The following is a 13,504-nucleotide window of genomic DNA, read 5'->3' on the forward strand; positions in this document are numbered from 1 at the left end:
AATATTCGCCACCTCCTCTTTGTCTCTTAACCCTTTTCCTTCTCCAGTGAATAAGCAATTTAATTGATCCAAATTTTGAGGTTAAAAATCAAACTCATTGACTATACCCAGGCTAATGGTGAAAGGAATTTTCTCATAGATCTTTTTGATCGGTTCATCCGGGTCTTCCAAGACCAGGTAGTATTTGTCTGCTTTATTATAATTGCTGTTTTTTAAATTAAAGCTTACTTTGAATGTTCTTTCACTGGCCTTTTCGGAAACTCTGTCAGCAAGGATTCTTTGTTCATTGGAAATCTTTTGCCCAGCTTCATCCGTAAAATAAAGCTTAAGGGTTCTGTCCACTTTTTTATCCACTAATTTCTCCGTTTGGAAGAAATCCAGACTGAAGAGACTGTTGGTGATTTTCCGAGAAGTATTGGTGAGTTTGACGTCCACCTTGCTGATTACCATACGTTCATCTTTTTTGCGGTCATTGCGATATTTAATCAGTGGGATCACAATCTCTTGGAGGCTAGCCCCACCATGGACAAAGTTTTGTCCTCCACCTGGAGTTTTAAAACGGTTATCCCCTCGTGGAACGCAAACCGAAAGTCCACAATCTCTGCCAAAGATGTAATCTAAGCGGAGGTTAATCGCCCCCGGTAGATCAACCTCTTGATCAAAGATAAGGAAGCGTTTGTTGGTCAAGAGCGGTAGAGTATCTCCTTTAGTGGTCTTATCGCTTTCTTCCAACGGCTTGCGTCGATAGATGAAACCGTGGTCAGACGTAATGTAAATATTAGCCTCGGTGAGATTTTTGTTGATGGTTCGAATAGCACCTTCGATCTCGTCAAAGGCCTGCTCAACTGCCTGAAATGTTTTACTTTCGTCTCCCTTATCCCCCACACTATCGATGACATTGTGGTAGATATAAACCACACTTTTCCCTTTGAAGGTATTTCTAAGTTCGGTTCGCGTCATTGGCAGAAGATCATTTAATAATACGACCTCCGAATCTTTGACATTGGCTTGAAGAATCTTTCTTCGCCCACTGGTATCCTTAGTACTGATTCCATCAATCAAGACATCGTCTCCCTGCATGGTCAGCGTCGTGTGTGGCAGTAGAGAGGCCATACCTAAACGGGTGAAGGATGGTATACATCCCTGCATCCAACGCAGCTCTGTAGAACCCTTGATCTCTTTATTAAGTCGTTGCATCAGTTCTTCGGCTGCTTCAAAGCGTAGGGCGTCGGAGATAATTACGAATGATTTTTTGTTATCATAGAGAGCCTTTTGGATCGTATCTCGAAAAAACCCTTTCTGTGGGTGTATGCCCTGTATTAGCCAAGTCGTCGACAATTCCTCGGCCACTGTGGCAGACCATTTCACCGCCAATTCTGCCTGATACCAATTTGTATAGAGATTTTCGACCTCCGCACTGAGGGGCTTCAAAACATCACTATGGCGTACTTTATCAAAGGACAAGCAAAACTTGCGATACCCTTGATCCATGATGAAGTACTCTTTGGCATAAGCTTCAAAGAACATCAACGCATCTCGTTCAGGGATCCCCGTTTTGTACTTCTTTCTAAAAGCATACATCTCAATAGCCCAGGACAGGGCTTCATAATAATCTTCAAACTCCTGGTAGTGATGCTTGGTTTTACGCAGAGAGATGATCTCCTGATATTTAGTAAATTCCTCAGACCCAATCAGTAGACTGTTCGTTAGTTTGAGAATAATGGACCGATCAACCGCTCGAAACAGATCTACCTGCTCATAGTCTTGAATATCCCAGTGTTCAAGATACTCCCCGAAATGAAGATCTGCTTCGATTTCTTCTGCCAACTTGTCGTAAACTTTGGAATCCGCACTGTGATGCATAAAATGATCTAAAAACACGACACAGTTTGCCTGTTTAGCCGCCACCAATTCTTGCCATTCTGACGGAAGAGTTCGATTCAGGCCGTTGCCAAGAGCGTTGATCATTAAGAAGGTCAGTAAACCTTTTAACGATTTTTCCGGAGCAAGATAGCCATAGTATTTTTCAGTCAGATTCCAAAACCCATCTGCAATACCATATTTAACGATGGCCTGCCAGACTGTATTTTCATCCTCCTGTAAAGAATTCATCAGGATGACGCGAAGGGCATCTTCGAAGTTTGGGGTTGGTCGTTTGGCTAGGGCCGACAACACACCAATATTGATGGTTTCTTCTGTATAAGACTCTAGGGAGTAGGCAGCGAAACGAGCATACCGTTCTCTACTCTGAAAAAACTTTTCATAGTTCTTAAAGACAGACCTTAAAGCACTATTCTCAACATTGAGGTCGTCCATGATCAAAGCTATTTTATCCGCAATGAACGTATGGGAATAGAGTTGAATGTCTAACAACCAATTATCGGAATCATCCGGTTTAGCAAAATCGGCATAGATCAGATAATGAGAGTTAGGGTCCAACACTTCGAGAGTGTACTTGGAGAGAAACTTGTTCGTTCCCGTTAACTTCCATAGTTTCACCTCAGGCAGTTCCAATTCATCGACAACTTCTTGAAAATCCCCCTCTGCATCATACCAAAAGATGATATGCCGTTTAGCCCCGTCTCGGCACGGTGCCTGATATTTTTCTGTAAGAGCAATGTTTATCTGGTCTAGTTTCATGATTTCACCCGTTTTCTACATATTAACGAAAGGAACCACTATTAAATATCATTTACTCCTTCTCCTCGGCACCTTCGCAGCTTTTATATCTACATCCTTATGGATCATTAGCCCCTGATCACCCGTAAGAATTGCAACTTCGCTTCCAATTTCTGCGTAGAAATCCGCCACGGACTTAATCATAAGATCTCCCATTGATAAGTTTTTTTCCTTTTGACCCTTAACATACTCTGGCCAGACTGCTATCAATTCCTTGATTTTCTCTCCATCCCAGAGATCCTTCTGTCTGGAAAAAGCTGCCCAGGGGCTTTTCTCATCCACTGCTTTGGATATCACCTCTACAAACTCGACACTACATTCGTATCTTCTTGCGGCTGCTTGGGCAATATGGTTTCCTGTCTCAATGATTACAGGAAACGGTAAAACCAAAGTTGCACCTTTGTCCGTTTCACTTTTTATATATGTTTCCACTCTTTGCTTGTCCCATTTATCATTATCTGGTCCACAAGTTTCCTTACCACAAATATTCAGCCAACAGCACATAATGGAAGTATCTACAATGACAACCTTACTTTTCATTGGATAATCCTCCATTCAAGGAAAGGCTTCTTTCAATTTCACCTTTTGTGCTGAGTTCACCCACTGACCCATGAGCCAATAGTTTCGGCAGGGATTTTATATCTTCCAATAAAGTGATCTTACTTGTACCATCCTCAGCATCACGATGCACTACTTGAATAAAGGGTATCATTTCAGCCCCCAGTTCATCCATTAATGCTGAATTGTGCGTGGTAATTAAAATATCAATCTTTCGCTCTGTACCAATTTCGATCATGGTTTTTAAGAGAAGTTTTGCTCTGGAAGGATGCAACCCATTATCGACTTCTTCGATGACTATGAGTGACCCTGAGGGTCTTGTTAATAAGGCAGTAAGAATCCCTAAAAACCTTAAGGTACCATCTGACATCCCTCTGGCATCTATAGCAGTGGTTGTTCCTGTTCTTCCCCACTTTTCCTCACAATAAAGCATTGCATCCTTTTTGAATTTTCCTACCGGTTCTGTCCATACTCTTACTATTTCCCCTTCTGCCAGACCAGACACACACCTCGTTAATTGACTTTCAAAGTTCAATTTTTTGCTTTCAGGCAGCGCCGCGATCATGCCTGCTAAATTTGCTGCATTTCTCGAAAGGTGTTGCGCAAAAGGTTTGTAATCCCTCATCAGAGACGGTATAGGATCAAGAATGAATATTTCCTCAAGGTTTTCGGTGACTAGTTGAATTGCTGCTGAAACTTCTGGGATTGTCTCATGATTTTTTAGTTGACTAATTACTGAGATAAAGTTTTTCAAGTCTTTACGAACTGGCTTTCCCTGACCATTATTAACAAATGTTGGGATGATTGGACTTGAATATTCACTGTCCTCATTATTTCTATAGGCACTAAACAGATTAATTTCTTTTGGTTTCTTTCCCTTATGCATAATTTTTATCAATAACTCAGCAATAACCTCTACATGAGGTTTCGTCCTAACTGTAATGCTGTACCTGTACTCAATGGTTTTTTCTCCTTGGATGACCGCTTCTAAAGTAAACTGATCCCCTGGAAATAACGCTGCATATTCAGCCCCTCCACGGATCGCGCCAATACTACCATCAAGAAACGAACCGCTTTCACCATCCAGCGCTGCTTGCAAATTTCTCCCTTGAACTGCACTATTTAAAAAAGCAATTCCATCGATTATATTTGACTTTCCGCTTGCATTTGTTCCAATCAACACATTCAAGGGGTCGATATATACTTTGGCATCACTAAAACTCTTCCAGTTCATAAATCTTATCTCTTTGATCATCTTAACGCCACCTTTCAGCTAGATAAACTTATCCATTTATTGGTATTATCATAGCATGCTGGATTAACATTCACAATCCATTAACCTTATCCATTCTATATCTTCGCCAACATCTTCTCGAATTTAGCGTAATTGACAATAACCCCGTCATCCAGATCAAACTCAATCTTAAGGAAACATCTCTTCCTTTAGATAGCGTACAGCTTCTTTGTTCGCAATAATACAGCTTACTTCATTTCGGTCAGTAACAAAGCTCCCAGATAACCAGTTAAAAGAACCTACTATAGCATACCTATCATCTACAATAAGCATTTTAACGTGTGTAGGCGCATTATAGACGAGATTACTACCAAGAATATCATATAATTTAGGGATTGCTTTTCGAGCTCTATCCCGATAAGCCTCTCCAGAATAATCAATATTAAGCAGCGTTTGCAAGAAGGTTGGATGATCAAGCCCCTCAACTGGAGTTGGAGAATTGGGCTTGCGATAACCATAATAGATCTTCACAGATTTTCCTAACTCAAATTGTTTTTCAATCTCAGCAACTACAGTATGAGGGCCTATTTCTGACATAATCCAAGGCGAATGTATCACCAGTGAATCCTTTATATTTGTAACCACAAAACGGAGCAACTCTTGATGTTCAGTGATGGAACTGATGATCCCTAAGGGAAACCTGGTTTGAACATACTGCCCAATCGTATCTTGTAAATTATAAGGTGTATAGGCCATGCATCTGCAAATCATTTCTATTACTGAAGATTCTAGTTGTCCATAACGCTCCATATCAAACAGGCTTATTATTCGGCCTTTCTCTTTTATTACTTTATACAAATTACCAAGCTGATTGGGGGCATTCTCCAAAACCATTAAATTTCCAACTATAATGACTTGCCTTTTTGCGCGAGATAAGACAACATTCAACATATTTGCTGTTCTACCAATAAATTTAATTAAGCCTTTTTGTTTATCCAGTGTATCTACGACCAGGGAGAAAATAATGCAGTCCTTTTCTTGGCCTTGAAATTTATGAACGGTTCCTGCTGCAATGCCAAACTGTTTTTCTAACGTTAACGATAATGCTTCCGCTTGCGCGCGGAATGGAGTTATAACTCCAATACTATCACCATAAACTTTCTGGAGTTCAGGCATCAATTTTGCACAGAAATCTACTTCTGTTTGATTTACATGACGAGATCCATTTTTAGGTCCTCGAACATCAATCGCAATAAGATTTTTGCCAAAAAGTTTTTCATGGTTGTCATTCTTAAATACCTTAAGTTTATTTGAATACACATAACGATTACTGTATTCAATGATGCTTCTCTCGCAGCGCCGGTGTTCTTCAAGAATAATACCCTCCCGACGACCCTGCATTTCTTCCCAATAATCAGAACCGCGATTAGCATAAGATTGAGCGGAATTTAAATCAATTCGAATGATGTCTTTGTCTATATTTTCAAAACGTTCATCATCAATAATCTCAGAACCTTTGACCCGAACGGGCTCTATTTGGGCGACATCCCCCACAATAATGGCTCGCTGTGAGCGGAATAATGGTCCACATAAATAGTGCGGTAGGATCTGCCCAGCCTCGTCAACTAATAACAAACCGATTAGACTCGGAATCAATTGCTTGAAATTTCTATAGTTCCCTTTAAACGAATGAAGGGTACACGTGATAATGGGAAAACACAGAAAAATAGTGTTCCACAGTGACTTTAAACAGGTAACCTGTTCAGAGTCATACATTTCCAGCGAATTATAGAAACGGTTGAACCAGTCGCCTTCATTTGTACAAATTAATTCAAAGTTTTTAAGTATTGCGTCTCGATTGAGCAGTATATACTGCTCAGTTAAATCAAGCGCACCTTTAAATAGTCTATGACGAAGTTTTAGCAAATAAGGTGCATTGGCCAGGCTATGCCATCCCGCAAATTCCTTTTCATCAACTTCTACACTTCCAGCCAATTTTATCAAATCGGCAATTTCATACTTAGAAACTGCAACCATCTGAATATAATGATCCAGTGCATCCCTAAAATTTTGCATTAACTGCTCAATGGCTTTAATATTTTCCTGCAAATCATTACGGCTGTCACCTAGTTCGTTCAACCTGTAATCTAACCCCTTGAGCTGGGATGATAGTTGAGCTAATTCCCCTATTAATCGCTCACTCTCGGTTCGAAGCTGGGAAGCACGATTGTTGATCTCCTTCAATTCAGTTTGTAGCTTTTCTAAACTGAACTTGTGCTCTTCTATGCTATCGTCAATATATCGGAGACTAGGATACTGGCTAAAAAAGTTTCTCCAGCTGGGCCATAATTCAGCAAACCAACCCCACTTTTTTCTTTGTTTATAGGTTTCGTAGGCTACATACAACTCTTTTTTTTCAGCTAGGAATGTTAGAATTTTTTGTTCCGTGGTTTGAGCTTTACCACTAAGTGAATTAAGCTCTGCCCCCAATTTTTCCAACAAACTATTAATTGCGTGGTGTTTAGCCTTTACAATATTCTTCTCTTCCTCAACTTGATCAAATTCATTGCTTATGGTATGTAGTCGGGCTTTGAGTGTTGATTGCAAACTAGTAAAATCCTTTGCTACAAGCCCATTTCCGTTAGCGGTATCTTTTAATCCTTCATAAAGTTTTTTACGACAGGCTACCACTTGAAGAAAACTTTCATTCACAGTTTGAAAATCACGGTATGCTTTGACAAAAGTTTCACGTATCTCTCTTGCCTTTTCTTCGTTTACTTCTACTTTAGAAAGTCCACTTTGAAAAATCTTGAAATAAGCCAGGAATTTCTCTTCAAAATTCTTTTTGTTTCCCATTTGACCACAGAACGTTCCTGTATAAGATGCATTCTGTTCACCTGACTCTAATCCTGCTGCTTCAATCGTTTTACAAAAGTCAATTTCCTGTGCAAGCTCGTTGCCAATATTATCAACCGCCGCATTATTCGTGCTTGCAACAACCATAGAATGTCTAGATATTTTTTCCAAATCTGGTATGGTAGCAAATGTATTGTTCTTATACATTACTTCAAGCCAAGGAGCATCCCAATTTTCTGTTAGTATAACTGCTTTTTGAACAAATTCATTAGCGACAATCTCTTTAAGCAACGTTGTCTTACCTGTTCCTGGAGGTCCACTGACTGCTAAAAGTTTTGCATTCTTCACAAGCTGCAATATGCTCCATTGTTTGAAGTTAACTGGATATTCCTCTGTATAACTTCCTAAATGCAAAAGCAAGCTGCTTTTCATGATACTGTCAAAAGGATTATATTTCGCAGTATCTTCATGAGATATGTATTTATTAAGTACCTCGGGGATGCTCTGACGGTTTTCTACCAACTTGCATATATTCTCAATTTCTTTGCGAAAAATCGGTTCATATGTCCCATCTATTGCTTCATGGGTAATAAATACCTTATGTGTACGCCTCCACCCTTCCTTTTCGGAAAAATCCTTCCATCGAATACTTGCTTTTGGATATTTTGCATTAATCGTATCATCAGTATAGTTGATAATTTGTTCTAAATCATTTTGATTTGCGCACGAATTAAGTTCCTTCAACAGTACCTGCATTTCTTCAGCATAAGCCTGCTCTAAAACCTCAATCTCTTCATCCAAAAGTCCTGCCATTATAATAAGCAATGCTTTGTAATTTATCTCATACTTAGATGCGAATACTTCCCCATCATCACCAAAATAGCAAGTAAATACAATGCCCGGTTGTTTAAGCGTACCGTATTTGTCATATTTCTCTAAGATATAATCACATAAAATAAAGGTATCATCTAAAATAAGTTGCTCAGCCTGCTCTTTAATATTACTTTTGTCTCCCGGAAAATAGAAAGAAACAGTTTCCAGTATCGAATCCAAAGCATCTATATTCTTGGATTTAATAATTTCCTCTAACTCTTTCCGATCTTCAGATGATAACTTCTTTCTATTTCTTGATCGTTGCTCAATAAGCCTAATAAGTTCTAGTTTCCGTTTTTCCTGAATCTTTGTTGCAATCTTCTTTCCTTCAGTTTTAATACTTTCCGGAAAATCAGACCCCGAATTAGATGATAGGTTTCCCTCACGATAGCGTGAATTTCTTTCATATTTGATGAAATAATCTAATATTCGCAATAGGGAGTCTATGTTTCGTTTATTCGTTGCTTCGCTATAATTGCATTTATTGCTCATTCTTTATGCCCCTTAAGTCAAACTCGGTTAATTAATCTTCGCCAGCACCTTCTCAAACTTAGCATAATTGACCACAACTCCATCATCCAGATCAATTTCAATCTGCTGATCGGCGAGATTATGAATCACTTCATCGTATTTTTTTAGTTCGTCCATCTGTTTCGTTAAGACTTTCAGCCGTTTGGTCGCTTTGGTCTTTTCTGTGGGTGAGTCTTCCGACACCAACACTTGATTTAAACGCAAAAACTCCGCCTCCAGCTTATTTTGAAGGGGATGCAGGTAATCCGTACGTACCCGGGATACCATGCTACTGTCGTAGCGGTGCATATAAATTAAGGCGTTGAACGCTTGTTCTTTACCTGACGTGAACAGCCAGTAGATCGGTCGTTTCTTATAGATCTGGACATGATCCTTGTAAAAATCTTTCAGGAAATACCTGCGGATGCACTCCCGACTAGATTCATTAGCCTTTCTTCCTAATGTTTCGGCAATATAGTCCAGATTAGTGGTCAAGGTATTCTCCCCAAAAGTAACCTTTACGAACTCAACGAATTGAATCACAATATCATCATCAAAATATGTTTCACTTAAGACAGGCAAAATGCCGTCGGCATCAGCCTTAAAGGTTTTGTATCTTTCTTGATCAAACTTTCCACCTGCGAAGATTAATCCTTCCTCATCGAGAGAATATCTACCCAGCATACAACCCACAGCATATGAGATAAAGGATTTAATATCACTCTCCAAATTCGCTTTACGTATAGTAACATTCTTTTCTTGAACCTCTGGTGTTAATTCCTCTAGCAAACCGTATATGTCAATAAAAATTCGATTTAGTTCTTCCTCATTATCCTTTAACTGTGCAAATTGAGTTTTGGTAAACTCCCTCCAATTATTAAAGGATTGTTCAATAGTTTTACCAATATATATAAGCAACGGATGGTTCAAAAAATCCCAACTCAATTCTAAGCTATTCCAATCAGTCTTACTAATAGAGATATTTTGCTTTACAAGTAAATTGATCTTAACCAAATAATCTTTGTTACCTATTTTTTTTAACGGTATTGAATTAATATGCCCTGGCAAGAAATTCATTGTAGGATTAATTAAATTCAAATAATATTCACCTATTCTAGAATTCAATAACCCCAATGCAAAATATTGATTTAATTCATTCACTGTACATATTGGCCCAGCATCATCAAATAAAAACCCATTTGGGGAATAACGACAGGCGAATTTCCCCGAAGTAATTTTGGTCCATGTTAAGGCAGTTTTAAATGCAAACTCACCGTTATAATTATGTGATTTAACCCTTCCATTTACACTATTATCAAACTTCATTTCAAAACCATCATTTTCCCAATTTATTACGTATTCATGATTTCCAAACCATTTTTTATATGGACCTCCCTTTTGATAAGGAAACCACTTCATTCCAGATAGCTTTGAATCTACTGCATTAAAGTTAACTTTATTAATATCTATTTCATACCATAACCTTGAGAATCTGGAAGTATCACCGGTTACTAGACCTATTCTAGGATTTACAATTTTACTAAAACTTTCATATTCAAAACTTTTTAATACATTTTCACTGACCCAATATGCGATGGGAGAACCAGATATTTTCAGGTAATGTTGTTGGTTAAATCTATATTTATTTATTCCTTCAAAGAACCATTTTTCTTTTTGTTCTATACTGTCAACCGCTCCTTGCACAAGAAAGAGACGCCGGTAAGTTCCAAAATAATTATCCAGTTTTCTATTTCTAACTACAAATGCTGTTGTTCCAAAATCCGAACCAAAAATTCCACGTCCAAAATGGAGCATATTTATAATAAGTTTTTCTTCAACAATCAGTTCTCTTAGCTTTTCGTAAGTTGATATAAACATCCAAGATGGGATGTTTATAATGCTTATATAACCATTGCTTGTACAATACCTAAAGCATACTTCCATAAATACAGTACTCATATCTCCATTGGTTTTTGTGAAGTTATCTTTTAAAAAGTTCCCAAGTTTACCATTCATTCCTCCACTTCCCATATACGGTGGGTTAGTACAAACCACATCATACTTCGTCCCCATAATCTTCGCCTGAAGAATAATCCCAGGTAGCTTTTTCAAGATAGCATCCCGATAAGGAACCTCCAACAAATCACTTGCCACGCTGTTTTTTACTTCATCCAACCTTTGTTCCAAAAACTCTAGATCCAACTCCCGCACATCTAAAATTGATCCGAATTCTTTAGCATCCCTAAACGTATCAGATAAATATTTAATAACCTCCTGCTCAAGTTCCCAGGCTTCACGATCCACCAAAATTTCTCTTACCTCATCGCCCATCCAATTACTCTCTTGAATGGCACATATATTCAACCTAATATTTTCTCTAAATACCACTCGACTTTTGCTCCTCGCCTTCATCATCACTGCAAAAGATGCCAATTGAGCAGCACGATCATCGATATCTAAACCATAAAGGTTATTCTCCAAAATCAATTTAGGAATATCCTCTTCCATATAACCGTAACTCTTATAGATTTCATACAGAACCTCAAAGGCATAAACAAGAACATGCCCTGAGCCACAGCAAGGGTCCAGAACTTTAATGTCTAATGGGTTAAGGTCAGGATTTTTTAGGACATCCAATTGTTGTTGTACTTCCGGTTCTTGCTCCGCTTCCTCAAGGTAATACTTCCACTGAGCTTTTAGTTCCTCGTTGGGATGGGATTCTAGCCATAATCTTCCTAAGGAATTTTCCACCATATATTGAACAATCCACTTTGGCGTAAAAAGTTGGGTAGCTGCTGGGATATTTTCCTTAGTGATTTTCTTATTTTTCTTTAGGTCTGCAAAGACTTCATCCTTCTTCTCAGAGATGTAGTATTGATACAGCCACCCGATAATCTCAACTTCTTTCCAGTCTTCCTCTGGAATAGATGTCACCATGTCCCGGATAACAGACCCCTCCTGCAACAAATTACTTGGGAAGAGCAACTCGGTATAATCTGCTATCATTTCAAACATAAATGGCAAAATCGCATTTAATTCATTGCATTGGTGAATCAGTAAGTACTGAAATAAACCCTCTGAGTCATTTTTATCTTGAAAATCATAGATCACGTTTTTATCAACAGCTAAGTCTACGTTCAAGGCCTCCCTGATGATATCCGGTTCCACTCTGTTTGGATCAGGGGAAGATAAGACTCGTACTCCTGTGGGCAGATAGTTGTTGACCTCCATGAAACGCAGGGCAATGAAGCGGTTAAACCAGGTGTAGGCAACCTCCTCCATGACCTGAGTATATCCTTTTTGCTCGATCTCCTGAATCAGCTTGTCTCTTTGGTGCTTAAAGCCCTTTTCCTGGGGGATATTGTTCAGGATGATATGACCCGCTTCTTGCTTAAGCTCTGTAATACTTTTAGCCGTAATCCCTATCTGAAATGCTTTCTGCATGACTTGCTCGATCAGCTTCTTACGAGCACTGACGGCAAAGTTTTTGATGACTGATTTATTCATGGTATTTCCTCCAACTATACAAGCCTGACATTTTTATTGGCACGAATATAGCTTTTTAGTTTATTTCCCAATTCGCTTGTTAATGCATCCACATCTGCTTCAGTGGTCATGAGGGGAGCTGATCTGAAAAGCTCAGTGATTTGGAGATGTTGCGTAAAGCGAGACGGGGGTTCAATGACAGGTGGGGTTACCGTTACTCCAGATCCAGGGTTAGGGTTAGGACTTGGGATAGGAGGGGGATCGACTGTTTTGGTCTCGTCGGAGATCATTTCGAAGGACCTTAATTTTAAGATTTCGCTTTCCGTCTTCATGGCTATTGCTTTGTAGAAATTATTGACGGAATCGATTCTATCCAATAAATCTTCAAAGGGCTTCTTGATCCGTTCTTGGAAACTGTTGTCTAGCTCAAACTTGCCTAATTCATCCTTTACTTGAGCATAGTCTGCTTGGATTTGAACCTTGATCGGTTGGCATTTTTCCTGGAGTAATAGGACGAAACGGTCATTGAACTTAGCAACTAAAGCTGGTAATTGAATAATTTCCGCATAGGGGTTAGGACTTTCTACAATTCTCTTTACTTGAGCAACAGTTTCATTGATTTCTTTGTCCAGGACATAGGTTTCATTGTCTTTATAGATCTCCAGCATTTTCGCTGCTTTTTCAAAATGCGGCAGTTGGTTCTTAAAGAATCCTTTGACCTTTTTGACATCCTGCATGACTTGGGAAAGTTCTTCTTCTGTTTCAATTAAAGTGTTGTAGAATTCTAAGGCAACTTTTATTTCCGAGAGTCTCTTTAAGACCACAAGGCAAACCTCTAGGGCATGTTTACCTGGGTACTGTCCATGTTGATAACGGCTAATAATTCCCTTGATTTCGCCCATTTCCTTGACCATTATGTCCTTTAAGCCTTTCATCAGGCTATCTTCATCCTGAGGCAGGGCGCCATGATCAAAGACATTCCGTCCAATATTCCTAGCCTTGAGCAATAACTCGGCGGAAACCAGAACTCTTTTAATAATCACTAATTTTTCCACTTCTGTTTTCTTGGTCAAGTAGTTAGGGATTTCTTTATCCGTTATATCTAGATATTCAGCGCCATACTGCAGCTTAATCTCTTGCAGCTTGAATAACTTAGCCACTTGAGCAGCGATGTCGATTTCTTTCCAGCCATAGGGTGCCGCCTTGAAGTAGTCGAGGACCATCTTCATGGTTACTCGGACATTTCGGTCATGGTTTCTTCCTATATAATTATTAAGTTCGTCCAAGGCTAGTTGATTCGACTCGTCC

The 13,504-nt window shown here is 39.0% G+C and carries 5 protein-coding genes and 1 pseudogene; all 6 read right to left on the bottom strand.

The genetic code is table 11. From position 1 onward, the window contains the following. Nucleotides 1–81: 81 nt before the first annotated feature. Nucleotides 82–2,640, bottom strand: coding sequence for a BREX-1 system phosphatase PglZ type A (gene pglZ / locus DSOL_RS14190; protein ID WP_075365481.1), 2,559 nt, complete (start codon nucleotides 2,638–2,640; stop codon nucleotides 82–84). A gap of 48 nt (nucleotides 2,641–2,688) precedes the next feature. Beyond that, nucleotides 2,689–3,219 carry a hypothetical protein gene (locus DSOL_RS14195; RefSeq protein ID WP_075365482.1) on the bottom strand — a complete coding sequence of 177 codons (531 nt, stop codon included), beginning with the start codon at nucleotides 3,217–3,219 and terminating at the stop codon, nucleotides 2,689–2,691. Further along, nucleotides 3,209–4,492 (bottom strand): AAA family ATPase, encoded by a 1,284-nt coding sequence (locus DSOL_RS14200; RefSeq protein ID WP_075365483.1) that lies wholly within the window; start codon nucleotides 4,490–4,492, stop codon nucleotides 3,209–3,211. Before DSOL_RS14200 ends, DSOL_RS14195 begins: the two co-directional genes overlap by 11 nt. Nucleotides 4,493–4,660: 168 nt before the next feature. Continuing rightward, nucleotides 4,661–8,692 carry an AAA domain-containing protein gene (locus DSOL_RS14205; RefSeq protein ID WP_075365484.1) on the bottom strand — a complete coding sequence of 1,344 codons (4,032 nt, stop codon included), beginning with the start codon at nucleotides 8,690–8,692 and terminating at the stop codon, nucleotides 4,661–4,663. A gap of 27 nt (nucleotides 8,693–8,719) precedes the next feature. After that, nucleotides 8,720–12,217 carry a BREX-1 system adenine-specific DNA-methyltransferase PglX gene (gene pglX, locus DSOL_RS14210; protein ID WP_075365485.1) on the bottom strand — a complete coding sequence of 1,166 codons (3,498 nt, stop codon included), beginning with the start codon at nucleotides 12,215–12,217 and terminating at the stop codon, nucleotides 8,720–8,722. 14 nt (nucleotides 12,218–12,231) lie between these two features. After that, a pseudogene (locus DSOL_RS27970) lies at nucleotides 12,232–13,504 on the bottom strand (hypothetical protein); the annotation flags it as partial.

This window comes from Desulfosporosinus metallidurans (assembly GCF_001936615.1).
Lineage (GTDB): Bacteria > Bacillota > Desulfitobacteriia > Desulfitobacteriales > Desulfitobacteriaceae > Desulfosporosinus > Desulfosporosinus metallidurans.